The organism is Methylobacterium sp. E-016 (assembly GCF_022829745.1).
Taxonomy (GTDB): Bacteria; Pseudomonadota; Alphaproteobacteria; order Rhizobiales; family Beijerinckiaceae; genus Methylobacterium.
This window is the reverse complement of record NZ_JAKSYF010000083.1, coordinates 1-26,613: the sequence shown is the minus strand read 5'-3', so window position 1 is coordinate 26,613 and position 26,613 is coordinate 1. Positions and strand designations below refer to the sequence as shown.

General features: G+C 69.4%; 33 protein-coding genes and 1 tRNA gene. 22 read left to right on the top strand and 12 right to left on the bottom strand.

Annotated elements, in window-relative coordinates:
• The first annotated feature begins 123 nt into the window (after window positions 1-123).
• From MKK68_RS10655 to MKK68_RS10645, 3 genes are all read left to right on the top strand, one after another.
• On the top strand, window positions 124-819 hold the full coding sequence (locus tag MKK68_RS10655) for a fumarylacetoacetate hydrolase family protein (protein WP_244030216.1): 696 nt from the start codon (window positions 124-126) through the stop codon (window positions 817-819).
• Between the two features lie 20 nt (window positions 820-839).
• Entirely contained in the window at window positions 840-1,316 is a 477-nt protein-coding gene (locus tag MKK68_RS10650; protein WP_147858682.1) for an NUDIX domain-containing protein, read from the top strand.
• 118 nt (window positions 1,317-1,434) lie between these two features.
• Window positions 1,435-1,509: transfer RNA gene (locus MKK68_RS10645), tRNA-Gly, on the top strand.
• 333 nt (window positions 1,510-1,842) lie between these two features.
• Here MKK68_RS10645 and MKK68_RS10640 read toward each other — a convergent pair.
• The 8 genes from MKK68_RS10640 to MKK68_RS10605 all read right to left on the bottom strand — a co-directional run bounded on the left by MKK68_RS10640 (window position 1,843) and on the right by MKK68_RS10605 (window position 5,036).
• Window positions 1,843-2,304: a hypothetical protein gene (locus tag MKK68_RS10640; RefSeq protein WP_147840866.1), complete on the bottom strand. Its 462-nt coding sequence runs from the start codon at window positions 2,302-2,304 to the stop codon at window positions 1,843-1,845.
• A gap of 34 nt (window positions 2,305-2,338) precedes the next feature.
• Window positions 2,339-2,539: a hypothetical protein gene (locus MKK68_RS10635; protein ID WP_243925038.1), complete on the bottom strand. Its 201-nt coding sequence runs from the start codon at window positions 2,537-2,539 to the stop codon at window positions 2,339-2,341.
• 97 nt (window positions 2,540-2,636) lie between these two features.
• Window positions 2,637-3,428, bottom strand: a complete 792-nt coding sequence (locus tag MKK68_RS10630) for a hypothetical protein (protein WP_147840864.1) — start codon at window positions 3,426-3,428, stop codon at window positions 2,637-2,639.
• A gap of 61 nt (window positions 3,429-3,489) precedes the next feature.
• Complete coding sequence (locus MKK68_RS10625; RefSeq protein ID WP_147840863.1) at window positions 3,490-3,684, bottom strand: hypothetical protein; 195 nt, start codon at window positions 3,682-3,684, stop codon at window positions 3,490-3,492.
• Window positions 3,681-3,986, bottom strand: coding sequence for a hypothetical protein (locus tag MKK68_RS10620; RefSeq protein ID WP_147840862.1), 306 nt, complete (start codon window positions 3,984-3,986; stop codon window positions 3,681-3,683). The genes MKK68_RS10625 and MKK68_RS10620 overlap by 4 nt, the downstream gene beginning before the upstream one ends.
• Window positions 3,983-4,159, bottom strand: a complete 177-nt coding sequence (locus MKK68_RS10615) for a hypothetical protein (RefSeq protein ID WP_187275334.1) — start codon at window positions 4,157-4,159, stop codon at window positions 3,983-3,985. The genes MKK68_RS10620 and MKK68_RS10615 overlap by 4 nt, the downstream gene beginning before the upstream one ends.
• A complete protein-coding gene (locus MKK68_RS10610) occupies window positions 4,156-4,515 on the bottom strand; it encodes a hypothetical protein (protein WP_147840861.1) in 360 nt (119 codons plus the stop codon). Before MKK68_RS10610 ends, MKK68_RS10615 begins: the two co-directional genes overlap by 4 nt.
• Before the next feature lie 299 nt (window positions 4,516-4,814).
• The gene (locus MKK68_RS10605) at window positions 4,815-5,036 is read right to left on the bottom strand and encodes a hypothetical protein (RefSeq protein ID WP_056251323.1); all 222 of its coding nucleotides are present in this window, start codon (window positions 5,034-5,036) and stop codon (window positions 4,815-4,817) included.
• A gap of 136 nt (window positions 5,037-5,172) precedes the next feature.
• On the opposite strand from MKK68_RS10605, the gene MKK68_RS10600 reads away from it, so the two are divergent.
• The 7 genes from MKK68_RS10600 to MKK68_RS10570 all read left to right on the top strand — a co-directional run bounded on the left by MKK68_RS10600 (window position 5,173) and on the right by MKK68_RS10570 (window position 9,690).
• A complete protein-coding gene (locus MKK68_RS10600; RefSeq protein WP_187275333.1) occupies window positions 5,173-5,466 on the top strand; it encodes a helix-turn-helix domain-containing protein in 294 nt (97 codons plus the stop codon).
• 186 nt (window positions 5,467-5,652) lie between these two features.
• On the top strand, window positions 5,653-7,332 hold the full coding sequence (locus MKK68_RS10595) for an AAA family ATPase (protein WP_147840859.1): 1,680 nt from the start codon (window positions 5,653-5,655) through the stop codon (window positions 7,330-7,332).
• A gap of 26 nt (window positions 7,333-7,358) precedes the next feature.
• Window positions 7,359-7,604, top strand: a complete 246-nt coding sequence (locus MKK68_RS10590) for a hypothetical protein (RefSeq protein ID WP_147840858.1) — start codon at window positions 7,359-7,361, stop codon at window positions 7,602-7,604.
• 52 nt (window positions 7,605-7,656) lie between these two features.
• Entirely contained in the window at window positions 7,657-8,256 is a 600-nt protein-coding gene (locus tag MKK68_RS10585) for a hypothetical protein (protein WP_147840857.1), read from the top strand.
• Window positions 8,237-8,602: a hypothetical protein gene (locus MKK68_RS10580; RefSeq protein WP_147840856.1), complete on the top strand. Its 366-nt coding sequence runs from the start codon at window positions 8,237-8,239 to the stop codon at window positions 8,600-8,602. Before MKK68_RS10585 ends, MKK68_RS10580 begins: the two co-directional genes overlap by 20 nt.
• Window positions 8,577-9,368: a metallophosphoesterase gene (locus MKK68_RS10575; protein WP_147840855.1), complete on the top strand. Its 792-nt coding sequence runs from the start codon at window positions 8,577-8,579 to the stop codon at window positions 9,366-9,368. Before MKK68_RS10580 ends, MKK68_RS10575 begins: the two co-directional genes overlap by 26 nt.
• 1 nt (window position 9,369) lies before the next feature.
• Window positions 9,370-9,690: a hypothetical protein gene (locus MKK68_RS10570; protein ID WP_147840854.1), complete on the top strand. Its 321-nt coding sequence runs from the start codon at window positions 9,370-9,372 to the stop codon at window positions 9,688-9,690.
• A 264-nt stretch (window positions 9,691-9,954) separates the two neighbouring features.
• Here the strand turns inward: MKK68_RS10570 and MKK68_RS10565 are convergent, their stop codons facing one another.
• Together MKK68_RS10565 and MKK68_RS29735 are read right to left on the bottom strand one after the other, a co-directional pair.
• Window positions 9,955-10,821: a BRO family protein gene (locus MKK68_RS10565; RefSeq protein WP_187275331.1), complete on the bottom strand. Its 867-nt coding sequence runs from the start codon at window positions 10,819-10,821 to the stop codon at window positions 9,955-9,957.
• Window positions 10,818-11,450, bottom strand: a complete 633-nt coding sequence (locus tag MKK68_RS29735; RefSeq protein ID WP_162240219.1) for a hypothetical protein — start codon at window positions 11,448-11,450, stop codon at window positions 10,818-10,820. Before MKK68_RS29735 ends, MKK68_RS10565 begins: the two co-directional genes overlap by 4 nt.
• Before the next feature lie 204 nt (window positions 11,451-11,654).
• Between MKK68_RS29735 and MKK68_RS10555 the strand changes: the two genes are divergently transcribed.
• The 3 genes from MKK68_RS10555 (at window position 11,655) to MKK68_RS10545 (ending at window position 14,913) form a co-directional block, all read left to right on the top strand.
• A complete protein-coding gene (locus MKK68_RS10555) occupies window positions 11,655-11,918 on the top strand; it encodes a helix-turn-helix transcriptional regulator (protein ID WP_244030214.1) in 264 nt (87 codons plus the stop codon).
• Between the two features lie 802 nt (window positions 11,919-12,720).
• Window positions 12,721-13,959: a hypothetical protein gene (locus tag MKK68_RS10550; protein ID WP_147840851.1), complete on the top strand. Its 1,239-nt coding sequence runs from the start codon at window positions 12,721-12,723 to the stop codon at window positions 13,957-13,959.
• 795 nt (window positions 13,960-14,754) lie between these two features.
• Window positions 14,755-14,913 carry a hypothetical protein gene (locus MKK68_RS10545; protein WP_156629667.1) on the top strand — a complete coding sequence of 53 codons (159 nt, stop codon included), beginning with the start codon at window positions 14,755-14,757 and terminating at the stop codon, window positions 14,911-14,913.
• 517 nt (window positions 14,914-15,430) lie between these two features.
• Here the strand turns inward: MKK68_RS10545 and arsH are convergent.
• Window positions 15,431-16,183 carry an arsenical resistance protein ArsH gene (gene arsH / locus MKK68_RS10540; RefSeq protein ID WP_147840850.1) on the bottom strand — a complete coding sequence of 251 codons (753 nt, stop codon included), beginning with the start codon at window positions 16,181-16,183 and terminating at the stop codon, window positions 15,431-15,433.
• Between the two features lie 47 nt (window positions 16,184-16,230).
• Between arsH and MKK68_RS10535 the strand changes: the two genes are divergently transcribed.
• The 8 genes from MKK68_RS10535 to MKK68_RS10500 all read left to right on the top strand — a co-directional run bounded on the left by MKK68_RS10535 (window position 16,231) and on the right by MKK68_RS10500 (window position 25,090).
• Window positions 16,231-16,578, top strand: a complete 348-nt coding sequence (locus tag MKK68_RS10535; protein ID WP_056251363.1) for an ArsR/SmtB family transcription factor — start codon at window positions 16,231-16,233, stop codon at window positions 16,576-16,578.
• Complete coding sequence (arsC, locus tag MKK68_RS10530; protein WP_055959023.1) at window positions 16,578-17,003, top strand: arsenate reductase (glutaredoxin); 426 nt, start codon at window positions 16,578-16,580, stop codon at window positions 17,001-17,003. The genes MKK68_RS10535 and arsC overlap by 1 nt, the downstream gene beginning before the upstream one ends.
• A 36-nt stretch (window positions 17,004-17,039) precedes the next feature.
• Window positions 17,040-18,335: an arsenic transporter gene (locus MKK68_RS10525; RefSeq protein WP_147840849.1), complete on the top strand. Its 1,296-nt coding sequence runs from the start codon at window positions 17,040-17,042 to the stop codon at window positions 18,333-18,335.
• A 7-nt stretch (window positions 18,336-18,342) separates the two neighbouring features.
• Window positions 18,343-19,506, top strand: coding sequence for an MFS transporter (locus tag MKK68_RS10520; RefSeq protein ID WP_147840848.1), 1,164 nt, complete (start codon window positions 18,343-18,345; stop codon window positions 19,504-19,506).
• Between the two features lie 44 nt (window positions 19,507-19,550).
• A complete protein-coding gene (locus MKK68_RS10515) occupies window positions 19,551-19,946 on the top strand; it encodes a hypothetical protein (RefSeq protein ID WP_147840870.1) in 396 nt (131 codons plus the stop codon).
• 82 nt (window positions 19,947-20,028) lie between these two features.
• Window positions 20,029-20,424, top strand: coding sequence for a FixH family protein (locus MKK68_RS10510; RefSeq protein ID WP_056251379.1), 396 nt, complete (start codon window positions 20,029-20,031; stop codon window positions 20,422-20,424).
• Window positions 20,421-21,926, top strand: a complete 1,506-nt coding sequence (locus MKK68_RS10505) for an efflux RND transporter periplasmic adaptor subunit (RefSeq protein ID WP_147840847.1) — start codon at window positions 20,421-20,423, stop codon at window positions 21,924-21,926. Before MKK68_RS10510 ends, MKK68_RS10505 begins: the two co-directional genes overlap by 4 nt.
• Window positions 21,923-25,090, top strand: coding sequence for an efflux RND transporter permease subunit (locus MKK68_RS10500; RefSeq protein ID WP_147840846.1), 3,168 nt, complete (start codon window positions 21,923-21,925; stop codon window positions 25,088-25,090). The genes MKK68_RS10505 and MKK68_RS10500 overlap by 4 nt, the downstream gene beginning before the upstream one ends.
• 170 nt (window positions 25,091-25,260) lie before the next feature.
• Here the strand turns inward: MKK68_RS10500 and MKK68_RS10495 are convergent, their stop codons facing one another.
• A complete protein-coding gene (locus tag MKK68_RS10495) occupies window positions 25,261-25,632 on the bottom strand; it encodes a response regulator (RefSeq protein ID WP_147840845.1) in 372 nt (123 codons plus the stop codon).
• Window positions 25,633-25,852: 220 nt separating this feature from the next.
• Here MKK68_RS10495 and MKK68_RS10490 point away from each other — a divergent pair.
• A protein-coding gene (locus tag MKK68_RS10490) for an IS5 family transposase (protein WP_244030212.1) occupies window positions 25,853-26,613 on the top strand; the annotation gives its coding sequence in 2 pieces (ribosomal slippage) (window positions 25,853-26,168 and window positions 26,168-26,613; 762 coding nt annotated over the 2 pieces). This gene is flagged as partial in the annotation.

Below are 26,613 nucleotides of genomic sequence, written 5' to 3'. Positions count from 1 at the left end.
GCGGCCGCGATGCAAACGCTGCGGGCTGGCATGGACCGGTCGGTGGCCTAAGACTAGCCGCAGCGGGCGCCCGGTCCACCCGATGCCCGAACGACGACCCGCCCCTGTCTCACGAGGCACGCCATGCTGTCCGTCATCCCGAACCCGCCCCGCGTCGCCCTGCCGGTCGCCGGCAGCACGGACCTGTTCCCGGTGCGCCGGGTCTACTGCGTCGGCCGCAACTACGCGGCGCATGCCCGCGAGATGGGGAAGGACCCGGACCGCGAGCCGCCGTTCTTCTTCATGAAGCCGGCCGACGCGCTGCAGCCCTGCGGGCCCGAGCCGACGCGGCACCCCTATCCGCCGCGCACCGAGAACTACCATTTCGAGATCGAGCTGGTGGCGGCGCTCGCCAGCGGCGGCCGCGACATCCCGGTCGAGGCCGCGCGCGATCACGTCTACGGCTACGCCATCGGCCTCGACATGACCCGGCGCGACCTGCAGGACGAGGCCAAGGCCCTGGCCCGGCCATGGGACCTCGGCAAGGCGGCCGACCTCTCCGGCCCGATCGGCCCGATCCACCCGGTCGCCGAGATCGGCCATCCGGCGGCCGGACCGATCACCCTCTCGGTCGGCGGCGCCGAGCGCCAGCGCGGCGACCTCGGCGACATGATCTGGTCTGTCGCCGAGCAGATCTCCTACCTCTCGGCCTATTTCGCGCTTGAGCCGGGCGACCTGATCTTCACCGGCACGCCGGCCGGCGTCGGCCCGGTGCGGCGGGGCGAGCGCATGGTGGGGGCGATCGCGGGGCTGGGCGAGATCGTCCTGGACGTGGCCTGAGCGGCTGCGCGGCTCCCCCGATGACGAAGCTCCTCGACCGGCCGCTGGCGCGCCGCCTGTTCCACCTCGGCGCGCTGGCGGCGCGCGGCATGACGCTCGGCGTCCGCGGCGCGGCCTTCGACGCGCAGGGCCGGGTCTGCCTCGTGCGCCACACCTACGTCAGCGGCTGGCAGCTGCCGGGCGGCGGCGTCGAGCGCGGCGAGACCGCGCCGGAGGCGATGGCGCGCGAGTTCCGCGAGGAAGCCGAGATCGCCGTCGATCCCGCGGTCGGGCTGCGCCTGCACGGCTTCTACCGCAACCGCGCGGCCTCGCCGCGCGACCACGTCGCCCTCTACGTCGCCCCGGCCTTCACGGTGCTCGGGGAGAAGCGGCCCGACCGCGAGATCGCGGCCTGCGCCTTCTTCGCCCTCGACGCCCTGCCGGACGCGACCACCCGCGCGACGGTGGAACGCCTGCGCGAGATCCGCGACGGCCGTCCGCCCGCCGATCTCTGGTGAGATCGGACGGACGCGAAAAATCCTCGCAGCCGGCGCTTGCAACGCCGGTTGGAATGGTGTTTAGAGAGCGCCGCCGGGGCCGCCGGGCACGAGAGTTTCCAGCGGGCCAGCATTGTGAGCGGGTGTAGCTCAGGGGTAGAGCACAACCTTGCCAAGGTTGGGGTCGAGGGTTCGAATCCCTTCGCCCGCTCCAATTCACTCGGACAGATTTGGACGCGATTACAGCGCGTTAGCAGAGGCCACCTTCGGGTGGCCTTTTGCGTTCCTGGGGGTGTGGTCCCGTAATTGGTCCCGAAACGGGCTAAAACTCCGCTCGGGATGGGCCCGGCAGGGTGGAAGGCGATCGGCGGTCCCGATTGAAACGGGGCCGGCCATTCGGTCGCAGGCCGACGCTCTCACGCGCCATGGACAGTCCCAAGCCAGGAATTTCCGACCTCGTGTGCGCTGTCGCACATGGACGGTTTTCAGCCGATCGAGGGATTTCGGCGCCGGCCACCCGGATTCCCGCGGGCGGCTAAATCCTGCGTCAGGGGGCGAGCCTGCCGAGATCCTCAAGGTCCTCCGGATCCGGCGGCGCGAGGATCTCGGGTTGGGCTTCCAGCAGCGGCCCGACCGCGGCCGCGATCTCCCGCTTGTCGAGGAGACGGTAGGCCCCGTCGCGCAGCAGGATGACGGCTGGGGCGGGCTTGAGCTTCTTGGCCCCCTTCTCGGGCGTCAGGTACACGCCGTCGTACCCGGGGGGGCCGGGCTTGAACCACACCACGAGGGCGTCCGGCGTCTGCCGCCTGAACCAATCCGACGTTGCGACCCAGGCCGCGCAGGCCTCCTTGGCCACGCGCTTCCGGTTCACGTTCGACAGCTGGGACGCCAGGAACAGCGCGTGCCCGGCGAGCTCGCCAACCGGCAGGGGCGTGAACACGATCTCGCCGGGGGGAGCGTCGACCCGGGTGAAGGTCTCGATGATGGGTTCGGGTTTGGCGTCGGGCATGTCCGCATGATGCGGGCGAGCCGTTAACCGCCCGTCAGCCGGCGGAGCGGGCGGCCTCCCGGGCCCGGCGCTCCGGACCCAGCTTCCTCGCCAGGTCCGCCGGCCGCTGGGCCCGCACGAAGCCGCGGGAGACCTGCCCCGAGAGCTCGGCCATCTCGATCAGGGCGTCACCAGGCGCCCGCCTCAGGGCGTCCCTCGCGTCGCCGTCGGCGGCCTCCATGTAGGCCCGCTCCATCTCGTCCACGAGGACCTCCATTGATTCGCATATGAGAACGAATGAAGAACAAATTGGTGCGGGAGTCGATCCCTGGACGCGACGTTTCGGCCCTCAGTCAGACGAACCAGCTGACCACCAGTGCGACCCCGATGCCGAGGCCGACCTGCAGAACGGTGGAGCGCAGGCGGTCGATCGCTGCGGTGAGGTTGGCGGCATCCAGGTTGGGGGCGGGATCCGCGGGAGCCTGAGGCGGCGGCCCCTGTTCCGGCACCCCATCATCCTCGTCGACCTTCGGCTGCGGCGCATCGCTCCAGCTGAGATGGCGGACCGTGCCGCGGGCCACCTCTGGGCTCTCGCTCGCGTGGTCCGCGTGGGGAGCCAGATACCAGGTGACCCCGTAGCCGGGCGGCGTGTGCTCGTCGCCCTTCATGATCCAGAGATCGAGCTTCACGCCGAGGTGGAACGACGGCATCTCGCCAGCGCGGTAGGCCGCGAGCATCGCGGCCATGTCCATCTCGGGGATCCAGCACTCCAGGAACCAGGCATCCTCGCTCTTGAACTCCCAGTCACCGGCGATGAAGCCGAGCACGCTGGTGAACGGGGTGTAGCCGTTGCCGTCCTCCTGGGGGATGGCGGGCCGGATCGTCACGGGCAAGACCCGGCAGGTGTCGCCCCATCCCGCGAGCCGGACGGTGTCCCTCCGGATCGTGGCCATCCCGGAGATCTGAGGTGTTCGGCTGATGGTCCCGTAGTCCGTGGAGACGGCCTGTCCCATCTTGAGGTTCGAGACCTCGACCCAGAGGGTTCGATAGGGGTCGTGGTGCCACTCTCCCTCGACCTCCGGGATCGCCATCGTCCCGTCCGTAACGATCGATTTCAGCCGCGCGCGCTTGTCCTGTCTCGCCATCTGCCCCCCGAGGTTGAGGCACTCTCGCGGGCTGGCGACGCCCCGTCCAGGGTTCCCGTCCTTAGGCCTGCCTGCGTCCCACGCGGCGCCGGTCGTTGCGGGCCTCCCGCTCCACGGTGTGCCCGATCCACCGGGCGAGCGCGTCCCGGATCCGGGACTCCCGCTCGGCCGGGCCGTCCCCGGGATCCGCGGCGATGATGCACTCGACCGTCCGGGTTGCCCCCCGGGCGAGCTCGTCGATCGTGGACTGCCTCACGGGGTGACCTTCACCAGCGTCAGCCGCGATGCGTTGGCCGCGAGGTGCGACCGCCAGGCCTGCGCGTGCACGCGCCTCGCGAAGCGGACACCGCCAACCTTCTCCGGTATCGCCGAGAGTGGGGGCGGGGGTCCTCCGTTCGGTCCCACCAGTTCCTCGACCGCCTCGCGCAGGACGACCTCCCGCCGGGTCGGCCACATATCGTCGCGAGCCTGTCGGAATGCCTCGTGGTGGCCGGCGAACGTGGCGGCGGCGACGGCGCTCCACCAGAAGGCCTGCTCGGCCGGCCAGTTCCGGATCATCGCGTTCCCACAATCCTGAGGACGATCGCCTGGGGCATCGGGCGCTCGGCGTGACGGGCCATCATCGCCAGCATGGCGAGGCCCTCAGCCTGGTTGAGCAGCAGGGCGGCCGCCTTGTCGACGGCGTCCCGAGCGGCGGCGATCTTTGCCTCGGTGGTCGTTGTCTCGGTCATGCCGCGTCCCTCTTATTCCAGGACCACTCCATCGACGGGGTGAACCTCCGCATCAGGGCGTTCTTCGCGACCCGGACGCGTCCCCGGTTGCGACGCCGGGCGCGTCGGGACAGGGGCTTGCCGATCGAGGGGCGCATCGCCTCGGTGCGGGCCTCCTTCGTCGCCAGGTTCTCCAGGACCTGGCGCCAGAAGTTCGGGAGGAGCTCCCGTGGCATGCCGTGCCGCATGAGAGCGACGTCGCGATCGTACGCCCCACGCTGGGCCTCCAGCAGCGAGGAGGCGGTCCCTATCTCAGGGTGGACCACGGCCATCCGGGGTGGCGCCAGGCGGAAGGGCGTCTCGGTGTAGATGCGCATGGCTCAGGACTTCCGTCCGTTCACGTGAGCCTGGAGACGGCCCAGCCCGGCGCTGATCCAACGGCCGGCGTCGAGCATCCCGAGGGCGAATTCCGCCCCCATGGCCGCCCCCTACCTGGCCGCATGCGCAGCCGCAGGATCTCCCTCCCGCCATGTCCGGCGGGAGATCAGCGCCTCCAGCGTACCGGCCGAGGCGTCGCAGTCGGCTTGAGCCGCCAAGCGCCTGGCTGCCCGCGGGATGGCGTGTGCCGGCAGGCCTGAACGCCGGAGCTGTCGGCGGATGCCGCGCTCAGACTTGGTCATGCCGGCCTCCGTGCCTTGGCCTCGGCCGCCCGGCGCTGCTCGGCGAGCAGGCCGTCGAGGCTGTCCCGGAGCGCCCGGACGAGCGTCATCCCGTCGATGTCGTCGGGGTCCGTGCAGGCCTCGGCCTCGCGCAGGGCGGCCCGCACCGCGGCGATGTCGTCCTCAATCGCGACGTGGCGCTTGGGCGCCTCGCCACCCAGCTCCTTGACCTGCGCCATCCCATTTCCCCCATCGAATCCGTGCAAATGGGAGTCTGCCACGGATCGAAGATTTCCACTGGACGGCGTCCGAAAATTCGCGCAGCCGGCTGAGTCGCAGGGGGTTCCTTGCATGCCGATCAGGTACGCTCAGGGCATGAGCATCTTCGACCTTGGCGAGTCCCTCGCCCTTGCGCGGCGCCACCGCCGGCTCTCGCAGCGGGCCCTTGCGGCCAAGGCCGGCGTCAGCGTCGAGTGGGTGTCCCGCTTCGAGCGCGGTGACAGCATGGAGCCATCGATGCACCGCGTGATGCGATGCCTCCATGTGCTTGGGCTGGACCTGCGGCTGTCGACGTACAACCAGGGCCGGCCCAGCCTCGACGACCTCATCGCGCAGGACGAGGAGGCCGATAGCAGCCCGGCGCTGAAGGCGGCGCTAGGGCTTGGTTAACCCTAGGAACGCGACTCGGTCCGCAACGGCTGCACATAACTTGCACCCTGAGCCGGCTTGGCGCATAACGGCGTCACACCGGAGATGACGTCGATGATCTGCCCTCGCTCGAAACGGATGCCCTGCCTGACCGCCTGAGCCCTGCTCGGCGCGCCCCGCGTGCACTCCCGTTCCAGCGAGATCCCCATGACCGACGACGCCTCTCGGGCGCGCGCCGCTGCCGTCCAGGCCGCCCGTGCCACGCTCCTCGACTCCACCGCCCTGACGGGGCCCCGCCAGCCCGAGGCTCCCATCGGGCCGCGTGCGAAGGCGTTCGGCGGCGAGCACGTGCGGTACGACGCCCGCGTCGACGCCGGCCTGGCTCTCGCCCGGTTCCTCGGCGAGGAGCCCCGGCTCCCGGCCGCGCTAGTCCGGCAGCTCGGGCAGACCCGGCGGGACGTCAGCATCGCCTCCCTGCAGAAGGTGGAGGCGGCGCTGCGCGGGCACGCCAACGCGGAGACCACGTCGGACGCGGGCCGGAACGCCGCGGCGCTGCTGGCGGATGACCTGCTTTTCGCACAGGCGGCGCTGGGGTCCGCCAAGGCGGCGGCGTGCTGCAGCTCGATCTGCTTGCGCCTGGCGCTGGCGTCGGCCTCCAACGGGCATCACGCCGCCGCTTGGCTCGCCCTGCGGAACGCCCTTCGATACTGCGGCGATGCCACGGAGGAGCTGGACGAGGCGGGGTACGTTTCCGAGGACCTGGCCAGCAGCCTGGCGCCGTACGACAACCACGTGGCCCGATTCGCCGAGACGCTCGCGATCATCGCGGCGGCGCACCGGCAGATCGGCATCGAGGAGGACCTCGCCCGCGGTGGCGCCGGCGGCACCGCCAAGGACTGGGTCGACGCGCAGGCGGACGGCCTCGCCGCGCTGGCGCAGCTGGACTGGCCCCTCGGCGACGGAGGCTGGAGGGACCGGGCGGCGCGCGCCACCCCGACGCTCGTCGTCCTAGCCAAGGGGGCCTTGGACCACCTACCCGGTTCCGAGACCACGGGCTCATCGCGGACGTCGCGGGGGTCCACGCCGCGCGCGGAGTTCAACACGCTCGCCGGGGAGGCCCTGCCGCTCGTCCATGGCGTCGATGTCGTGGCCGTCGGCAAGCTGCTCGACGCGCGGTTCCCGTGGTTCACGGACCTCACCGCGCTGCTGCTGCGGGACCTCGCCAACGGGGGTGTAGCCCGGCTGCGGAACACTCTCGCGGTGTCGCCGCCGGGCAGTGGGAAGACGAGCTACCTGCAGGTGTTCTGCGAGGCGGCCGGGATCCCGTGCGTCCTCTACAACGCCGCCGGCGTCGCCGACGCCGCGTTCGGAGGAACCTCGCGCCAGTGGAGCACGGGGCGCGCAAGCGTCCCGTTGCAGACGATCCAGCGGCTCCGCGTCGCCAACCCCGTAATCATCATCGACGAGATCGAGAAGGCGGGTACGAGGTCGGAGAACGGGCGCCTCACGGACTCCCTGATCGCCCTGCTGGAGCCGGTAGGGAGCCGCGCCTTCCACGAGGTCTATCTGGAAACGAACGCCGATCTGAGCGGCACCCAGTTCCTGGCGACGGCCAACGGGACGGGAGCCGTCCCCGGCCCCCTCCTGGACCGCTTCCGCGTCGTGCACGTCGGCCTTCCCAAGGCCGAGGACCTGCCCGTCGCGGCGGCCAACCTCGTCGCCGAGCTCCGCGACGAGCGTGGCCTCGACGCCGGCTGGCTCCCCGACCTCGACGGCGACGAGCTGCATCTGCTGGCGCGCGTGTGGAAGGGGGGCAGCCTGCGCCCGCTCCGCCGCGCCGTGACGACGCTTCTCGACGGCCGCGAGACCCTCGCCCGTCGCCACTGACACCTCATCACTGAAGGAGACCCTCCATGTCCGACGCACGCCCGAATGCCGCCCCGGCCGCCTCCCTCGACGAGGCGATCCTCTCCCTGCGCGCCCGCCGGGAGACGAGCGACCTCCGCTTGGAGGCCGAGTTCTCAGGCCTGTCTGTACTCCACCTGGCGCGGCGGGCGCAGGCCCTCGGCCGCCTCGGGCCCTGCGACGTCGACCGCCTCGTCCAGGGCGTCGTCCGCCTCGTCGACGCCCTGCCGGGCACGCGCGGAGACAGGGCGTGAAATCCGCGCGCGGCCCCCCTCTGCCCACCCCGCATCCTGACAGGAGACCCCCATGCTCATCGACGAATTCCGCGTCATAGCCGACGACGCCGTGTGCCGGCATCCCGGGCACGTCGACGTTGTACCCACCGGCGTCAGCCCGTCCCCGCACGGTCCCCTCGTGACGTGGACGGGCGGCAGCGTGCTCCCCCGGCAGGACAACGGCAGGACAGTGGCGCCGCCCCCCGCGCAGGACGTCCTCCGCGTCCTGGCGCGCACCCTCGCCCTGCGCTGGCAGACCGGCCGCGCCGTCGTCCCGGACGACTGGGACGCCACCCTGCGGGCGCGCCACCCGAGGACGTTCGAGGACGGCGGGCCGTACTCGGGTGGCGGGTGGCGGTGGCTATGGGAAGCGGGCGCGAGCCTGATCTCCGAGGCCGGCGCGACGGGATTCCGCACGACGCAGACCAAGGAAAAGTTTGCGCAAGCGCGATGGTATTACTCCATCGAAGGCAAGACTAGGAAGGCGATGCGCAATGAAGTCAACACTATAGTTGACTGCGTAGAGCACCTGTCGGCCTTCATCTGCGAGACGTGCGGAGCGCCTGGTCGGATCCGGCACGGAGGCTGGTCGAAGGCCTGCTGCGACGCCCATGCCGCCGGGAAGAAGTGACGTCTACCGCAACCTGACGCGCCGGCTCTGGTCCGTGCGCGTCGGCGGCCGGGTCGTCGGCCACGTGCCGGCGATCGTGCTTGCCGACGTCGTCCTCCGGGCGTCGGAGGCGGGCAGGCTGCGGTGCCTCCGGACGGGGGCCCGGGACGTCCACGCGTGGGCGACCGGCACGGTGGCCGAGGGGGACCGGCCGCCCTCGGCGCAGCGGCTTCGGTACGGGCTCTGGTGTCCCGGATTTAGGACGAACGGCCTCCTGGTCACCCGGGCGGCGCAGGTGTGGTTCGAGGCCGACGGGTCGGCGTGGTGCGTGGGAGGGTGGGATGCTGAGAGCCTGGATTTTCAGTGACGTGCACGACGACGCCGACTGCTGGGAGGGCCCGGCCGTCCCGCCGTGCGACGTGGCGATCATCGCCGGCGACGTCGCCGACGGCCTGACGCGGAGGTCCATCCCCTGGCTCGCGGCGTGCGTCGTGCCCTTCGTGCGGCGCGTCATCTACGTCCCCGGGAACCACGACTTCTACGCGTCGAGGTGGCAGAGCGAACTCGAACGCGGGCGCGAGGCCGCGGCCGCCGCCGGCATTCACATCCTCGCCGTCGGGGAGACCCTCGACATCGAGGGCGTGCGGTTCGTCGGGGCCACGCTCTGGACGGACTATGAGCTCCTCGGCGAACCGTTCCGCGTGTTGGCGCAGTCAACGTGCGGGGACCGCGTCGGCGGAATGCGGGATCATCGGCAGATCCGGACGCGGCTCCCGTCGGGCGAGACGAACGCTTTCCGGCCACCGATGGCCGCGGCCGCGCACGTTGCCCAGCTCGGCCGGATCGAGCGCGCCCTAGCCGAGCCGCACGCGGGCCCGACCGTCGTCGTCACGCACCATGCGCCGCATCCCGCGTCGCTGGGCAGGCAGGGTCCGTTGCAGGCGATCGATGCCGCGTACGCCTCGGACTGCAGCCGCGTCCTCGAAGGGGAGCACGCCCCGGATCTCTGGATCCACGGGCACATCCACCGGTCCGCCGACTACCGGATCGGTGGGACCCGCATCCTCGCGAACCCGCGCGGCCGCCGGGGCGAGAACCCCGCCTTCGACCCGTCCCTAGTCCTGGAGATCTGACATGCGTGCGCTCGCCATCCTCGCCCTGCTCGCTGGCCCGGCCGGGGCGGACCCCTACCAGCCCGCCCCGGGCCTCTACTGCCCCGAGGGGGCCGACGTCCCCGCCATCGTCGTCGGGCCCGCCCCCGGCGAGGTCGGCATCGATCTGATGGAGTGCCACGGGGCGAGGATCTCAGGCGGCCGGGTGACGGCCTCCCGGTGCTACGGCAACGGGGGCCGGCCGGTCCCCTACGAGGCGGAGCTCAGCCTCCTGCCCAGCGGCGTGCTGCTGCACGACGGCGTCCGGTACCGGCGGCGGCCGTCCGGGGGGCCGTGCCCGTAGGCCACCGAGCGCCTGGATCGGGGGGTGCTGCAGCGCGCTCCACGAGCGAGGCCGGATTTCGCTCGCGGTGTAACGCCGATCGCGCGGACTGAAACGCGCGAAAATATGCTGAGAGCGTGCCGAAACCGTGCGCAGGCGTGCCCGGGCCGGGTTGCCAATGATACCGAACCGGCCTTCGCTCCCATTTCGCTGCACCAGATTTCAGTCACGAAAAAGGGGCCCGGTCACCCGGGCCCCTCGTCACCACTCAGAGTCTGAGGGGTGTCAGTCGAACAGGTCGGGCTCCCGTGCGGCCCGCCAGTCGACGGAGACGCAGAGCTCGCGTCCGTAGTGGAGGATGCCCTTCGACGTCATCTTTGGCGTCGCACGGGGCTTGCCGCCGTACTCCTCGATCCGGACGCGGAACGGGGCACGGTCGATGAGGTCCTGCCGGGGGAGGTTCGACCTGTTCAGATCCAACAGGTCGCCGCGCTCCTTCAGCCAAGCGATGAACTTGTTCGGCTTTTGCCCGAGGGCCTTGCCACCGGCCTGGAGGCTGTAGAGATCCTCGCTCTCGGTGAACCGCTCGACGCACTCCACCGCCGGCAGGGCCCGCTGTACCTGCCGCTGCGAGGCGGTGAGCTGGCGAGAGGTGTCGATGAGCTCCTGGTCTGTGATGACGAGGCGCTCGACGAGGGCGTCCTCCCGATCCATCCGGGCCAGGAGCATCCTCCTCAGCACCCTGTTCTCGTCGAGGTCCTCGGGGATCGCGACCGGCGTCGGGGCGGGTGCCACGGCGTAGGAACCGGTCCGCCGGATCTCGGGGAGGACCTCGTTCATCGCCCACCGACGGAACCGCCATGCCGTCGCGCCCTTCACGAGGGCACGCTGGCTGCGCATCAGCAGGGTGTAGAGACCGCCCTCGGTGATGACCAGGACCTCGCCCTGGGGATGCCCTAAGAAGATCTTAGCCCTCTCGTCCTCGTCGAGCGCCTTGAGCGAGACGGACGGGTTCGAGAGGCGGGCGGCCTTGCAGACGTCGGCGCCGACGAACCAGGGCTGCCCGTCGATCTCCACGACGCGGATGTCGTGGTTGTCGAAGCGGAAGATCGAGATCGCCGGCGCGGCCGGGATGCGGACGATGGCGTTCACGCGCGCCTCCCGTCGGTGGCGAGGGGTACGGCCACGAAGGCGATGTTCGGGGGCAGTAGGCCGGCGATGTCCCGTGCGGTCTCGGGCGCACCGATGACGATGCCCCGCTCGTACTGTCTGTTCTCGGCCAGGCATTCGACCATGTCGTGCAGGTCGCTCACGACGGCGGCCCGGCAGACGTAGACGCAGGGCACGTCCTTCCCGTCGATCAGGACGTGCCAGAAGGCCCGGGCGAACGGGCGGACTTTGCTGACCTCGGCGCCCGGCAGAAATGCGCCCGGGTCCCGGCGGAAGATCGCCTCGCGCGCCTTGTCGTTCTTCCCGCCCGGCGCGTCGTCGCCGGTCACCAGGAGGAGGCGGTCACGCGCAGCGGCTTTGGCGGCCTCGATCCGGAGCTCGATCGTACCGAGGACGCTCCTGCGCAGCATCGGGAACGCCGGCTCGGCAGTGCGCTCCAGGAGGAACGACCGCGCCGCGTGGGGATCCTCGACGCTCATGGCCGCCGCGATCTCAAGGACCGAGGCCTCCTCGAAGCGCTCGGCGTACTGCGAAATTCCCTGGGCGAGGGACGCGGCGAGGCTACCGTTCGGGGCGGTCGTGGTGGTAAGGTGGGTGCACGGTTCGGTCACGGGGATGCTCCTGTGGCTGACCAGGCCTCGGCGGCGTTCGCGCGCTTCCGGGGCCATTTTTTTCGCCAGTGGATCCGGCGATGTCGGCACGAATCGGAGGATATCACCTTCTTCTGAGAACGCGAGTCGATGTGCCGTCATTGCACGTTTCGGGCGCTTTGGTGATAATGGCCTTCCATCGAATCCGGCTCGGAGTGCCTCGTCGTGTATCCCTCCCCAATGCAGCTGCGCGCCGCGCGGACCCTCGTCGGCCTGACGCAGGACGAAATTTCCCGACGCGTCGGCCTGTCCCAGAGGACCATGGTCGCCGTCGAGATGAGGAAGTCGTCCCTGAGCGCGCTCCACTCCGTGATGGGGTTTTACACCGGCTTGGGCATCAGCTTCTTAGGCACGCCCGACTACACGGTGCAGACCGTCACCTACACGCAGGCGACGCCTCCGGACGTGCCCCCGATCCCGGACACGTAAGGGAATGTCTGGCGGGCGGTGACCTGCGCGCGGCGCGGTTCGCTGCCGCGATGAGTTTGCCTCGGTAGCGCCCGCCCCACCGTGCCAGGACGCTCTCCACGCCCTCGCTCGCCAGCGTGGCCCGCACGGCGGCCGCGGTTGGGGTGGGCCTCAGCCGACTCTCCCAATCCTCCTCGTGGACTAAGCGGACCGCGCGAATCGGTCAGGTGTAGTCAACGGGCACGGATGCGTCCCCAAGGGCGGCGCAAGCCGATCGGCATGCCCGGTAGGTCGGGACAGGGTCGGCGAGGATGCCGACTCGCAGCAGGCCTGCGAAGGTGAGTAGGAACGCCTGGTCACTGGGCATCACGCCTCGGCTCCGATCCTACCGGCGTCGATGTGCTTCACGGCCGACAGGGCCCGCTCCAGGGCCGCCGCGAGGTCATCGGGTAGACCCCGATCGGGTTAGGAGTTCGAGCCACCAGCTCACCAAGCTGTTCGCGGATTCGATATGTCCTCACGGCATCAGGCGACGGCCGCATGCGAGCACAAATAAATTTTCGACCGCATTAGAGCCCCGTGGAGCCGTCCACGGGGCTCGTTGGCTGAATCCTCCGGTGCCTCGAAGTTAGGCCGTGGGCGAGGCTGAAATCGATGCTTTACCCCCGTGAGATCATGCACCCCGTCGGGGCGGTAGAACTACTGGTCTCGCGAAGTATATCAGTGGATCTCCAAAGCACAGACCCATAGACTAAGGCTAATTTCGAGCGGATCATCGGTCCCGACACGGCGGTGTGGTGCCTGACGTGTCGATGGATACGACATGCTCAACACGGCACAGGCGCGCGACCGCGCCCTCGATTTCCACTGGCGCATCCCGGAGAACATCCTCTCGGCCGCCGGCATCCCCGACATCCCCGATCGCAGGCAGGACGTCGCCAGGCGCAGCGTCCTCGCGGCCGCGTGCATCGCGGCCGACATGGCGCCCGGCGAGGATCGCTGGGTCAGCTACTCGCGCCGCAAGGCGTTCTACGCCGGTCAATCGCGGTACATGGGCCTGCCCTACACCTACGACCGCGTGCTCGCCGCCGTGGCTGAACTCGTCGAGCTCGGGCTGATCGAGGAGGTCCGGGCCCGCCCTGGCGACCACCTCTCCACCGGGATGCAGAGCCGCCTGCGTGCGACCCCCGACCTCGTCCACGCCTTCCGCGACGCGCCCTTCGAGTACGAGACGCGCCGCTGCCGCCTCATCCTCAAGGACGAGGCCGGCGACGTCATCGGCTACGACCCGACACGTCAGACGCGACGCCTGGAGGCCGAGCTCGACCGCATCAATGCCTACCTCGGCAACGTCTCGGTCACGATGCCGACGGGCGACGGGTGGGAGCACGCCACGCGCGTTGTCCGGGCCCGCAACGACCGCAAGGAGAAGGGGACGTGGGCCAGCGTCGTCCCGACCCCGAGCCCCGAGGTTTACCGCGTGTTCGGCCGTGGCCGTTGGGACCGCCACGGCCGGCTCTACGGATGGTGGCAGAACCTCCCCAAGGGACGCCGCCGGGAGCTCCTCATCAACGGCGAGGCGGCCTTCGAGCCGGACTTCGCCACCCTCCATCCGCGGATCCTCTACGCAGCCCGTGGTCACGTCTTGCGCCACGATCCCTACGTCACGGGAACATTCCCCCGTGACGAGGGCAAGCTCGCCCTCAACGTCGCCTTGAACGCGAAGACCATGAACGCGGCAGCGGCGGCCATTATGGACAAGGACGACTGGGAGCACGGCTGGGACTACACCCGCGGCCTGCTCAAGGCCGTCGTGGCGCGGAACACCCCCATCGCCGCAGACATCGCTGCAGACCGTGGGATCCGCTGCATGGCCGTAGACAGCGCCATGGCGGTGGATGTCCTCAAGGCCTGCGAGAAGGCGTCCATCCCCTGCCTGCCCGTCCACGATAGCTTCATCGTACCGGCCTCCAAGGGCCCGTGGATGGAGGCCAAGATGGACGAAATCCTGACGGGCGTTCTCGGCGCTGTAACCCGTTCTCCCTCAACGATAATCGGGTGATTGGTTCCACATATGGGCCCCTGGGCCCCCGTTGTCCCCTTGGGCCCGGGCCTCCTGGTTCCCCGCGGGTCGTCATCCCGCCGTCGTCCCCCTGCTACCTTCCCCGTCGCTGCCGCCCGCCCCGTTCCCTGGTGTAGCTCACTACCGTGACGTTCTGCGCCGCCCTCCCTGGATGTGGCTGGCCGTCGACGCTCAGGGGGGGTCGTAGGAATGGCTCTACCCCCTACTGGACCGCCGTTGTTCCAAGTCTAGAACCGCCGCTTACCCCTTGCTAGACCGTCGTTATTCGCCCTCTTTTTGCTTGTCCGATGCTGTTCGGTGGGGTATATTCTAGGCTGTCGACGTATCCGTCGTCCTCGCGATGCACCACATCCTGAGCGCACCCTCCGGCCCCCGGGGTCGGGGGGTGTTATGTTTCAGGGCCCCACGTGACGTTCACCCCCTTAACGCCCCCGGTCCACGCTATCTCACATGGTTAGTCTCTCCCTCGACGTCATCTGCGACGCGGTCGGCGCCTGGCTGTGGCTCAGGTAGGCCCAACAGGCCGATGGCTACTGGCTCGATCCGAACGCTCCGGCTCCGCCCGACGCGGCCGCTGTCCTGGCCTACGCATACGAGGCGCACCTAGCGGCCGAGGCGGGCGGCACGACGTGGGACGGCTGGGCGGTCGCCGTCAACGAGCGGGCCCTGACGCGCACGCTAAGCGAGGTCACCGCGACGCTGCTCGACGCCCGGAAGGACAGCGACCCGTGGACGTTCGCCGACGGGGTAGATCGGCCCCTCACGAACGACCGCTTGAAGGTGCTGAGCCTGCAGATCCGGAGGCACATTGGCGTCTGTCTGGCGGTCTACAACCAGGTCGCCGCCGGCATCGGCGCCGGCGCCATCACCACCGCGGAGGTCGACGGCGCCTTCGCCGACGTCGACGCGATCGTCTTGAAGGCGGCGTCGTGACCATCCCACTCCTGGCCATCCTCGCTCGCCGCCTGACCGCGTCGACCCTCTCCGAAGTGGCGGTGCTGGAGACAGCGACGCACGGGACCGTCCGGACCTGGGCGGGGTTCGTTCGGCGCAAGGCCAAGGAGGACGTGATGCCTAGCGAAATTTCTGCTCCTGACTGCGGAGCCGATCGCCTCCATCGCCGAGGCCGACGCGCCGGGCACGGACGTCCGCGACCTCGTCTACGTCTCGGGGACGCTCCACTCCGTCCGGTCCCCCTCGCTGACCGAGGCGGCATGCGGAAGCTCCAGCTGAGCCTAGTGAAGCTGACCGCCGTCGACGTTGGCGAAGGATCCGTCCACGTCGCGATCGTCGGCGCCCCGACGAGACGGCCCCCGTGGTCGCCATCGTGGCGGCCGACGTGCCCCAGCGCTCAGACTCTTGTGCTTACGGTCGTGGAGCCCTTGAAATAGGGATCGCTATCCTACCGGGCGAGGCGATGGCGTAGAAGAGGTCGGCGTGGACGTGCAGATCAGGAGGGTCGCTTCACGAACCCGATGTCGACGGCGACGGCCTTGAGCCTTTCGGGCTCGCGCTCCTTGCGTTCCGAATACCGGTCGACGAGGTAGTCGGATCGCTCGCGCGTGAGGAGCGTGAACTTCATCAGCTCCTCGCAGACATCGACCACCCGGTCGTAGAGCGGACCCGGCTTCATCCGGCCGGCGTCGTCGAACTCCTTGTACGCCATCGGGACCGAGGACTGGTTCGGGATGGTGATCATCCGCATCCAGCGACCGAGCACGCGGAGGCTGTTGACCGCGTTGAACGACTGCGAGCCGCCGGAGACCTGCATCACGGCGAGCGTCCGCCCCTGCGTCGGGCGCACCGAACCCTCCGAGAGCGGCAGCCAGTCGATCTGGCTCTTGATGACCCCGGTCATGGCGCCGTGTCGCTCGGGGCTGACCCAGACGTGGCCCTCCGACCAGATCGAGAGGTTTCGGAGTTCCTGGACCTTCGGGTGATCGGCCGTGGCGTCGTCGGGCAGCGGCAGGCCGTGCGCGTCGTAGATCCGCACCTCGCCGCCCATCGCCTCCAACAGGCGCGCGGCCTCGTAGGCGAGGAGGCGGCTGAACGAGCGCTCACGGAGCGATCCGTACAGGATCAGGAAGCGCGGGGCGTGGGTGAACGGTGTCTTCACGTGCAGGGCGTCGGTCGTCGGGACCACGAAATGCCCCTCGCTCAGGTTCGGCATTCCATCGGCGAAGGGCTGCAGGGGCTTGTCCAAGACGTTTCGTTCCTCTACGTTTCAACGATGGTTGAGATATTGACATCATGATGGACGAACGGCAAGCCGTGGCGGCCTTCGCGGCCCTCGGCCAGGAGCATCGCCTGCGCATCGTGCGCCAGCTCGTCACCGCCGGGCCGGAGGGCATGGCGGCCGGCATGCTGGCCGAGGCGGTCGGCGTGTCCGGCACCAACCTGTCGTTCCACCTCAAGGAGCTCAGCCATTCGGGGCTGGTCACCTCCCGGCGGGAGGGGCGCTCGATCATCTACAGCGCCGCCTACCCGGACCTGTCCGAGCTCATCCAGTTCCTGATGCGCGACTGCTGCCAGGGACGCCCCGAGGTCTGCGCCCCGGCTGTCGCTGCCCTCGCCGCCTGTTGCACGGAGACCGCCTGATGGACGTCGTGATCTACCACAACCCGGATTGCGGCACGTCCCGCAATACCCTAGCCCTCATCCGCAACGCCGGCATCGAGCCGCACGTGGTCGAGTACCTGAAGACGCCCCCAAACCGGACCCTGGTGCGCCAGCTTGCCGAGCGGGCGGGCGTGAAGGTCCGTGATCTGCTCCGTGAGAAGGGTACGCCCTTCGGCGAGCTCGGCCTCTCGGACCCGAGCCTGACGGACGATCAGCTTCTGGATGCCATCGGCGAGCATCCGATCCTGCTGAACCGCCCCTTGGTCGTCACCCCACTGGGTGTTGCCCTGTGCCGCCCCTCCGAGGCGGTCCTCGACCTCCTTCCCGCCCAACAGGGCGAGTTCGTCAAGGAGGATGGCGAGCGCGTCGTCGACGAGCACGGGCGCCGCGTCGCTACCGCCTGACCCGCCCTGAAAGACCAAGAACAAGAAACGGTCCCGATGCTCGCCCTCGCCATCTTCGTGGTCACCCTCGTCTTCGTCATCTGGCAGCCGAAGGGGTTCGGGATCGGATGGAGCGCCCTGATCGGGGCCGCGGTCGCGCTCGCCACCGGGGTCATCCACCCCGGGGACATCCCGGTGGTCTGGCACATCGTCTGGGACGCCACCTTCACCTTCGTCGCCCTGATCATCATCTCGCTCCTGCTCGACGAGGCCGGCTTCTTCCACTGGGCGGCGCTGCACATCGCCCGCTGGGGTGGGGGTCGGGGACGGCTGCTGTTCCCGCTGGTAATCCTGCTGGGGGCCGCGATCGCGGCGGTGTTCGCCAACGACGGCGCGGCACTGCTGCTCACCCCCATCGTGCTCGCCATCCTGCTCCGGCTGAACTTCAAGCCGGCGGCGGCGCTGGCCTTCATCGTCGCCTGCGGGTTCGTCGCGGACTCGACCAGCCTGCCGTTGGTCATCTCGAACCTCGTCAACATCGTCTCGGCGAACTTCTTCGACATCTCCTTCAGCCGATACGCGGCCGTGATGGTGCCGGTGAACCTCGTCTCGCTGGCCGCGACCCTGGTGGTGCTGTGGCTGTTCTACCGGCGCGACCTTCCGGCCACGTACCCCGTGGCCGAGCTCGAAGCGCCCCGCCACGCGATCAAGGACCCGCTGGTCTTCCGGGCGGCCTTCCCGCTCCTCGGGCTGCTGCTGATCGCCTACTTCGTGACGGCACCGTTCGGCGTGCCGGTCTCGGTGGTCACTTGCGCCGGCGCACTGGTCTTGCTGGCGCTGGCCAACCGCAGCCGCGTCATTCCCATCCGCAAGGTCCTGACGGGGGCCCCCTGGCAGATCGTGCTCTTCAGCCTCGGCATGTACCTCGTGGTCTACGGCCTGAAGAACGCCGGCCTGACCGACTATCTGGCGCAGGGGCTCGTCTGGCTCTCGGGCCATGGTCCGTTCGTCGCCACCATCGGCACCGGGTTCGCCGCCGCCATCCTGTCCTCGGTCATGAACAACATGCCGAGCGTGCTCGTGGGTGCGCTCTCCATCCAGCAGGCTCCGGATCTCTCGCCGCTGATGCGCGAGCTCATGGTCTACGCCAACGTCATCGGCTGCGACCTCGGCCCGAAGTTCACGCCCATCGGGAGTCTGGCGACCCTGCTCTGGCTGCACGTCCTCGACACCAAGGGCCAGCACATCACCTGGGGTCAGTACATGCGGGTGGGTCTGGTCATCACCCAGCCCGTGCTGCTCGTCACCCTGGCGGCGCTGGCCCTCTGGCTACCCGTGCTCGGCGCCCGGTAGCGATCCGATGGCCCCGGCGCGCCGATGGCCCGTGATCTCGGCCCTGGGCGTGGTCCAGATCCTGACGTGGGGCTCCTCGTTCTATTTGCTGTCGGTTCTGGCCGCGCCGATGTCGAAGGATACGGGATGGCCTCTGGGATGGGTCATCGGCGGCCTGTCCCTCGGTCTCCTCGTCGCGGGCTTGGCCTCGCCGCGGGTCGGCACCTACATCGGCGAGCATGGCGGCCGGCCGGTACTGGCCTTCGCGGCCGTCGCCCTCGCCGTCGGCCTTGCCATCCTCGGCCTCGCTCCGAACCTGCTGACTTACCTCGCGGGGTGGCTCCTGATCGGCCTGGGCATGGGCACCGGACTGTACGATCCCGCCTTCGCCACGCTCGGACGCCTCTACGGCGCCGAGGCAAGGCCTGCCATCACCACGCTGACCCTCTGGGGCGGCTTCGCCAGCACGGTGTGCTGGCCGCTCTCGGCCTTCCTGATCGAACAGGTTGGCTGGCGTGGGACCTGCCTCGCCTATGCCGGGCTGCACCTTTCGGTCACGCTGCCGCTCGTCCTGCTCGCGATCCCCCGGCCCCCCGCACATCCGATCACGCGACCCGCAGGCCCGAGCCCAGTCATTCGTCTCGATGGTCGGGAGCGTCGCGCCTTCCTCCTCATGGCCGGGGTGCTGACCCTTGGCGGGACCGTGATGGCCCTGGTCTCGGTTCACCTCATCACCTTGCTTCAGGCCCGTGGCGTGGCTCTTACCTCGGCCGTGGCCTACGGCGCCCTGATCGGACCGGCCCAGGTGGGGGCACGCATCGTCGAGATGGCCGGCAAGGGCCGGCACCACCCGCTCTGGACCCTCACGGCGGCGATGGTTCTCGTGGCGACCGGGATCGCGATGCTGGCAGCGGGCTTGCCCGTGGTCGGACTGGCGCTCGTCCTCTACGGGGCCGGCAACGGGATCTACTCGATTGCCCGCGGCACGGTGCCTCTCGCGCTGTTCGGTCCCGAGCGCTACGCCCCGCTCGTCGGCCGGCTCGCCCGTCCGGGGCTGGTGGCGCAGGCGCTCGCGCCCTCCCTCGGGGCCGTCGTGCTGACGCAGGCGGGCGCCGACGCGACCTATGTCCTCCTTTCCGTACTCGCCCTCGCAAACGTCGCGCTCGCCGTATCCCTTTGGCGCGTCCGGTAGTCCCGTCCCTTCCTCGCCGGTCTACGATGTGGCATCGTCCGACGGTGACCTTCTGGCTCGCCCTTCGCAGGCTGCTTCCGCTCCTGGCGGTTCTCAGCCTCGCCCTTGCGCCGGTGACCGCATCCGCGGCCGCCGCGGGCATGCGCGCGCCGATGGCCGTTCAGGGTCACGTCATGGCGATGCCCGACGAGGCCATGGACGACATGGCCGGGATGGCCATGGACGAGATGCCGTGTTGCCCCAAGGAGCGGCCGGACTTGCCCGATTGCTCGAAGGGCTGCCCGCTGATGGCGCTCTGCCTGGCGAAGGTCGCCACCGGCCTGCCGGTCGCCGTCGGACTTCCGGGCCGCGTTGCCGTCATCGAGGGGCCCGCCCGGGCCGTCACCGCCTCCTTCGACAGCCTGTCGCAAGGGCCGCCCACCGAGCCTCCCCGAGCCTGAACCCGATGCCGCCGGCGCCTGCGCCGGCCGATCCCGCGCGCCTGAAGGCCCGGGTCACATCGTTTTCAGGAGATCATCCACCGTGTCCAAGACATCGTTTTCACGCGCCCTGACGGCTGCGCTGCTCGGTCTCGCCCTGACCACCGCGGCCCGGGCCGACACCAAGGACTACGAGTTCCAACTGGTGAAGGACGAGGCCAAGCAGGGCGAGGCCATCCTCGACGTCCGCCTCGTCGACAAGCGCACGTCCAAGCCCGTGCCGAACGCCGTCATCTTCGCCAAGCGCATCGACATGGCGCCCGACAGCATGGAGGAGATGACCTCCAGGATCGAGCAGCTACCGTCGCCGGAGCCGGGCCTCTACCGGTTCAAGGCGAAGCTGACGATGGCCGGCGGCTGGCGCCTCTCGCTCGGAGCCAAGGTTCAGGGCGAGACCGGCACCGTCGAGAACAAGCTGGTGTTCAAGGCCACCAAGTGAGCCGGATGGCATGGCTGGCCGGGACCCTCGCCGCGCTCGCGGCGGGGGCCCTGGGGTATGGCGCGGGGCATGAGGGCAGCCCCGTACCGGCGCTCGTCCAGCAGGCGCGGACCGGGTTCACCCACTGGCTGCCGAGCACGCCCCGGCCGGCATCCCCGATACAGGCATCGGTCGCGGCGAAGGCGACGGGACCGGTCGTCTTCTACCAGGACCCGGACGGGAAGCCGGACTACGCCTCCGAGCCGAGGCGCACGGCGGACGGTCGCGACTATCGCGCCGTCCGCGCCAGCGAGGAGGTGCGCTTCGACGAACCCGACGAGGCGGAGGCGATGCCCGACGCCGGGCACGGCGACATGGCCATGGGTCAGGCCACCACGCCTGCGGGGGCCCGCAAGGTGCGCTTCTACCGCAACCCGATGGGCCTGCCGGACACCTCGCCGACCCCGAAGAAGGACTCGATGGGGATGGACTACCTCCCCGTCTACGAGGGGGAGGACACCGAGGACGGCACCGTGAAAATCTCGCCCGGCAAGCTACAGCGCACCGGGGTCCGGACGGCGGTCGTCGACCGACGCGTCCTGTCGATGCCGGTGCGCGCGCCCGGCGCCATCGAGGAGGACGAGCGCCGGATCTCGGTCATCGCGATGCGCACCGACGCATTCATCGAGAAGGTCGAGGCCGTCACCACCGGCGACCACGTGCACAAGGGCCAGCCGCTCCTGCGCCTGTTCTCGCCGGAGATGAACGCGGCGGCTGCGCAGTACCTCACCGGCATCGGCTACGAGGGCGCCCGCCGGCGCCTGGAGAACCTCGGCATCCCGCCCGAGGTCATCGACGAGATCGAGCGATCCCGAAAAGTGCCCTCGACCATCACCTGGTCGGCGCCCCGCGACGGCGTCGTGGTCGAGCGCAACGTCTCCGACGGCATGCGCGCCAAGTCCGGCGACACGCTGTTCAAGCTCGTCGACCATTCCAAGGTCTGGGTCCTCGCCGACGTGACCGAACGCGACTTGGCGGCCGTGGCAGAAGGCCAGATGGCGACCGTGCGCGCCAGGACGTTCCCGGACCGCGTCTTCACCGGCGCGGTGACCCGGATCTACCCGCACCTCGCCATGGGGACCCGGACAGCCCGTCTGCGCATCGAAATGCCCAACCCGAACGGCGACCTGCGCCCGGGGATGTTTGCCGACGTGACGATCGCCACCGGCAGCGACAGGCCGGTGGTCGCGGTGCCCGACGACGCGGTCATCGACACCGGCACGAAACAGGTCGTCCTGCTGGACAAGGGCGAGGGTCGCTTCGAACCGCGACCGGTCAGGCTCGGCGTCCGCGGCGACGGCTACGTCGAGGTCCGCGACGGCATCGCCGCGGGCGACCGCGTGGTGACCTCGGCCAACTTCCTGATCGACGCCGAGAGCAACCTGAAGGCGGCGCTGCAGGGGCTTTCGGAGCCCAAACCCGACCCGGGCCCGCAGGCCGCCGCCGAGGGGAAGGCGCCATGATCTCCCGCCTCATCGCCTGGTCGGCAAAGAATCTGGTGTTAGTCCTGATCGGGACCGTGTTCGCGGTGGGAGCCGGGCTCTACGCCCTGAGGACCCTGCCGCTCGACGCGATCCCGGACCTCTCGGACGTCCAGACCATCGTCTACACCGAGTACCCCGGGCAGGCGCCCCAGGTCATCGAGGATCAGGTCACCTACCCGCTGACCACGGCCATGCTGACGGTGCCGCGGTCGAAGGTGGTGAGGGGGTTCTCGTTCTTCGGGGTCTCGTTCGTCTACGTCATCTTCGAGGACGGCACCGACCCGTACTGGGCCCGCAGCCGGGTGCTCGAATACCTCAACACGGTGGCCAAGCGCCTACCGGCAGGGGTGACCCCGACGCTGGGACCGGACGCGACAGGGGTGGGCTGGGTCTATCAGTACGTCGTGGTCGCCAAGGAGCGGTCGCTGGCCGAACTCCGCTCGCTCCAGGACTGGGTCGTCCGCTTCGGGGCGTCCCGCGCCGAGGGCGTGGCCGAGGTCGCCGGCGTCGGCGGCTTCGTGAAGCAGTACAACGTCGTCGTCGATCCGAACCGACTGCGGGCGCAGGGCATCACCATGTCCAAGCTCCGGGAGGCCATCAGGTCGAGCAACGCCGACGTCGGCGGCCGCACCGTCGAGTTGTCCGAGTTCGAGTTCGTCGTCCGTGGCCGCGGGTACCTCAAGAGCGTCGCCGACATCGGGAGCATCGTCCTGAGGACGGAGGCGGGCACACCCCTGCGGGTGAAGGACGTCGCCCGGGTCGAGCTCGGTCCCGACGAGCGCCGCGGCATCACCGAGATGAACGGGGACGGCGAGGTCGCCGGCGGCATCATCCTCCAGCGCTTCAGGGCGAACGCCCTCGACGTCATCGCGAGCGCCAAGGCGCGCCTCGCCGAAGTCGCCGCCAGCCTGCCGAAGGGCACCGAGATCCTGCCCGTCTACGACCGCTCGCACCTGATCGAGGCGGCCATCGAGACCCTCAAGGGCACCCTGATCGAGGAGAGCGCCATCGTCGCTCTCGTCTGCGTCGTCTTCCTGCTCCACGTGCGCAGCGCGCTGGTGGCCATCCTGATGCTGCCGGTCGGCATCCTGATGGCGTTCGCGGGCATGAAGGCGCTGGGCTTGGGCGCCAACATCATGAGCCTGGGCGGCATCGCCATCGCGGTCGGCGCCATGATCGACGCCGCCATCGTCATGATCGAGAACGCCCACAAGCACCTGGAGCGGGCGGACCCCGGCAAGCCCCGGGTCCAGGTCCTGATAGAGGCCGCCTCCGAGGTCGGTCCCTCGCTGTTCTTCTCGCTCCTCATCATCACGGTCAGCTTCCTGCCCATCTTCACCCTGGAGAGCCAGGAAGGGCGTCTGTTCGGGCCGCTGGCCTTTACTAAGACGTTCGCGATGGCGGCGGCGGCGGTGCTGTCGGTGACGCTGGTTCCGGCCCTGATGGTCCTGTTCGTGCGCGGCCGCATCGTGCCCGAACACCGCAACCCGGTGAACCGGCTCCTGATCTGGCTCTACCGTCCCATCATCGCCGGCGTCCTGCGGGCGCGGGTGCTGACCATCCTGATCGCGCTGGGCGTTCTAGGCGCCTCGGTCTGGCCGGCCCTGCAGCTCGGGTCCGAGTTCATGCCCGACCTCGACGAGGGCACCCTGATGTACATGCCGACCACCCTGCCGGGCATCTCGGTGACCAAGGCCGGAGAGCTTTTAGGGAGACAGGACACCATCCTGAAGAGCTTCCCGGAAGTCCTGTCTGTGTACGGCAAGGCGGGCCGGGCCAACACGGCCACGGACCCGGCGCCCTCCGAGATGTTCGAGACCATCGTCAACCTGAAGCCGAAGGCGGAGTGGCGCCCGGGCGTGACGTTGGCGAGCCTCAAGGCCGAGATGGATGCCGCGCTCCAGTTCCCGGGCGTCTCGAACGCCTGGACCCAGCCAATCCGCGCCCGCATCGACATGCTCGCCACCGGCATCCGAACCCCCGTCGGCATCAAGGTGCTCGGAACCGACCTCGCCGAGATGGAGAAGGTCGCCCGCCGGGTCGAGGCGGTGGTGAAGGCGGTGCCGGGCACGTCGAGCGCCTATGCCGAGCGCGTCCAGGGCGGGTACTTCCTCGACATCACGCCGGACCGTGAGGTTCTGGGCCGCTACGGCCTAACGGTCGGCGAGGTTCAGGACGTGATCGCCATGGCGCTCGGCGGTGAGAGCGTGACCAACACCGTCGAGGGCCGCGAGCGCTACACCGTGAACGTTCGCTACCCGCGCGCCTTCCGGTCGAGCCCACAATCCATCGCGACCGAGGTGCAGGTACCCATCGCGGGCGGAGGCACGGTCCCCTTGGGTGAGGTCGCCAAGGTCGCGCTGACCCGGGGCCCGACCCAGATCCGGACCGAGAACGGGCAACTCGCGGTCTTCATCTACGTCGATGTCACCGGACGCGACCTTGGCGGCTACGTGGCCGAGGCGCGAGCGGCGGTGGCCGGCGAGGTGAGCCTGCCGCCGGGGACCACCCTCCAGTGGAGCGGGCAGGTCGAGTACCTCGACCGCGCGACGGCCCGGCTCAAGATCGTGGTGCCCCTGACCCTCCTGACCGTGTTCCTGCTGCTCTACCTGAACTTCCGGCGCCTGACCGAGACCCTCATCGTGATGCTGTCGCTGCCCTTCGCCCTGGTCGGCGGCGTCTGGCTGATGTGGTGGCTCGGCTTCAACCTGTCGGTCGCCGTGGCCGTGGGCTTCATCGCGCTCGCCGGGGTCGCCGCCGAGACCGGGGTGATCATGCTGGTCTACCTCGACCATGCGCTGGCCGAGGTCCGGACGGAGTGCGAGCGGGAGGGCCGGCCCCTATCGCGAAATGACCTGAGGCGGGCGATCATGGTCGGCGCGGTCGAGCGGGTGCGGCCCAAGATGATGACCGTGGTCGCCATCATGGCCGGGCTGTTACCCATCCTGTGGAGCACCGGCTCGGGCTCCGAGGTCATGCAGCGCATCGCGGTGCCGATGATCGGCGGCATGGTGTCGTCGACCGTCCTGACCCTCGTCGTGATCCCGGCAGTGTACGGGCTGGTGAAGGGATGGGGACTGCCGAGATCCGACATGCGGCCGGAATCCGTCGAGGGGCACACGATGCCCTTGGCCGCGGAATGACAACGAGGACGAGACCATGCTGGTGGTCGAAGACGAGCCGAAGGTAGGCAGGTTGGTCTCCGACATTCTCGAAGACCTCGCCTAACCCGACATCGAGGGTCGCTCGCATCCGGTCGATGATCGAGGAGAGCCGGGAGGAGGCATGGGGCTCCGGCCAACCGATCCCGGGCTTACCTCCGAAGGGGCCCGGGGTGCTTCTCCGGCGGCATCGTCTCGCGCACGTGGTGCCGGACCAAGGAGGGGCTGAACGGCTTCCCGATGAACGTCGCCCCATAGGGCAGGTCCCCGGGTTCAGGTCGCACATTGCCGGAGGCGACCACGATGGCGATGTGGGGCCACGTCACGGCCGTCCGCCGCGCCAGGTCGAAGCCGTTGTCCGGGCCGGGCATCTGCACGTCCGTGAACAGCAGCTGCACCTTGCCGTGGTGCTCGTCTAGCACCCGCATCGCCTGGGCGACGTTCATCGCCTCAAGAACCACGAAACCGGCATCCTCCAGGATGTCGGACACATCCATCAAGATGAGGGCGTCGTCGTCGACCACGAGGACATGGGGGGCATCGGCGGTGTCAGGCAGGGGCATGGATACCAAAGGCCGGCCTGGCCGGTAGGTTGCCGCATAACATAGGTTTCTTTTGCGTCCTTGAAGCCCGGTTGCCTGGCGACGTTTCCGTAGGTCCCGTGGATGCGGGCCCCTAGGGCCTGTCGTCGCCTGAACAGATTGGCTGGGCTTGCGTTTTCGTCTCTCTGATGGAGGAGGGACGATGCTGAGCGACGCGCAATGGGCTGATCTGGAGCCTCTGGTTGAAGCCTGCCGGCCCAAGGCCAAAACGCCTCCGCAGGATCTGCAGCGCACGCTCTCGGCCATTCTCTGGCGGCATCAGAACGGGGCCAAATGGCGGGCCATTCCCGAGGAATTGGGACCCTGGTGGCGGGCCGCCCAGATCTTCATCCGCTGGTCGCGTGCCGGCGTCTGGGAGCGGCTTCTTCACCTTGTGCAGGAACGCGGCGTCCAACTCGGCATGGTGTTCCTCGACGGCACGAACGTGCGGGCGCACCAAAAGGCGGCGGGAGCCGCCAAAAGGGGGGATCTGCGGCCGAGCGAGACGCTCGTGAAGCTCTTGGCCGCTCGCGTGGCGGCGATAGTACCAAGGCTTGCGTGATCGCCGACGGGCAGGGCCGCGCCATCGCCTTCCGGCTGGCGCCCGGTCAGGCCCATGAACTCCCTCACGCTGTTCCCCTGCTCGATCAACTGCCGGGGGTGCCCAAATGGGTCGTGGGAGACCGCGGCTATACCAGCCACGTCTTTCGCGAACACATCTGGGACATGGGCGCTCGGCCTGCGATCCCGCCTCAGCGCCACGAAGCGCCCGTGGCCTGCCCGGATTGGATCTACAACAACCGTAACCAGGTCGAGCGCCTCTGGGCCAGGCTCAAAGAGTGGCGCGCCATCGCCACCCGCTACGAGAAGACCGCCGTCAGCTTCATGGGCGTCCTCTACCTCGCCGCCGCCCTCGATTGGCTC

Bases quoted from the DNA above. Each gene is read 5' to 3' on its own strand.
- MKK68_RS10655 (WP_244030216.1), top strand. From the start codon at position 124: ATGCTGTCCGTCATCCCGAACCCGCCCCGCGTCGCCCTGCCGGTCGCC.
- MKK68_RS10650 (WP_147858682.1), top strand. From the start codon at position 840: ATGACGAAGCTCCTCGACCGGCCGCTGGCGCGCCGCCTGTTCCACCTC.
- MKK68_RS10640 (WP_147840866.1), bottom strand. From the start codon at position 2,304: ATGCCCGACGCCAAACCCGAACCCATCATCGAGACCTTCACCCGGGTC.
- MKK68_RS10635 (WP_243925038.1), bottom strand. From the start codon at position 2,539: ATGGAGCGGGCCTACATGGAGGCCGCCGACGGCGACGCGAGGGACGCC.
- MKK68_RS10630 (WP_147840864.1), bottom strand. From the start codon at position 3,428: ATGGCGAGACAGGACAAGCGCGCGCGGCTGAAATCGATCGTTACGGAC.
- MKK68_RS10620 (WP_147840862.1), bottom strand. From the start codon at position 3,986: ATGATCCGGAACTGGCCGGCCGAGCAGGCCTTCTGGTGGAGCGCCGTC.
- MKK68_RS10615 (WP_187275334.1), bottom strand. From the start codon at position 4,159: ATGACCGAGACAACGACCACCGAGGCAAAGATCGCCGCCGCTCGGGAC.
- MKK68_RS10610 (WP_147840861.1), bottom strand. From the start codon at position 4,515: ATGCGCATCTACACCGAGACGCCCTTCCGCCTGGCGCCACCCCGGATG.
- MKK68_RS10605 (WP_056251323.1), bottom strand. From the start codon at position 5,036: ATGGCGCAGGTCAAGGAGCTGGGTGGCGAGGCGCCCAAGCGCCACGTC.
- MKK68_RS10600 (WP_187275333.1), top strand. From the start codon at position 5,173: ATGAGCATCTTCGACCTTGGCGAGTCCCTCGCCCTTGCGCGGCGCCAC.
- MKK68_RS10595 (WP_147840859.1), top strand. From the start codon at position 5,653: ATGACCGACGACGCCTCTCGGGCGCGCGCCGCTGCCGTCCAGGCCGCC.
- MKK68_RS10590 (WP_147840858.1), top strand. From the start codon at position 7,359: ATGTCCGACGCACGCCCGAATGCCGCCCCGGCCGCCTCCCTCGACGAG.
- MKK68_RS10585 (WP_147840857.1), top strand. From the start codon at position 7,657: ATGCTCATCGACGAATTCCGCGTCATAGCCGACGACGCCGTGTGCCGG.
- MKK68_RS10580 (WP_147840856.1), top strand. From the start codon at position 8,237: ATGCCGCCGGGAAGAAGTGACGTCTACCGCAACCTGACGCGCCGGCTC.
- MKK68_RS10575 (WP_147840855.1), top strand. From the start codon at position 8,577: ATGCTGAGAGCCTGGATTTTCAGTGACGTGCACGACGACGCCGACTGC.
- MKK68_RS10570 (WP_147840854.1), top strand. From the start codon at position 9,370: ATGCGTGCGCTCGCCATCCTCGCCCTGCTCGCTGGCCCGGCCGGGGCG.
- MKK68_RS10550 (WP_147840851.1), top strand. From the start codon at position 12,721: ATGCTCAACACGGCACAGGCGCGCGACCGCGCCCTCGATTTCCACTGG.
- MKK68_RS10535 (WP_056251363.1), top strand. From the start codon at position 16,231: ATGATGGACGAACGGCAAGCCGTGGCGGCCTTCGCGGCCCTCGGCCAG.
- arsC (WP_055959023.1), top strand. From the start codon at position 16,578: ATGGACGTCGTGATCTACCACAACCCGGATTGCGGCACGTCCCGCAAT.
- MKK68_RS10525 (WP_147840849.1), top strand. From the start codon at position 17,040: ATGCTCGCCCTCGCCATCTTCGTGGTCACCCTCGTCTTCGTCATCTGG.
- MKK68_RS10520 (WP_147840848.1), top strand. From the start codon at position 18,343: ATGGCCCCGGCGCGCCGATGGCCCGTGATCTCGGCCCTGGGCGTGGTC.
- MKK68_RS10500 (WP_147840846.1), top strand. From the start codon at position 21,923: ATGATCTCCCGCCTCATCGCCTGGTCGGCAAAGAATCTGGTGTTAGTC.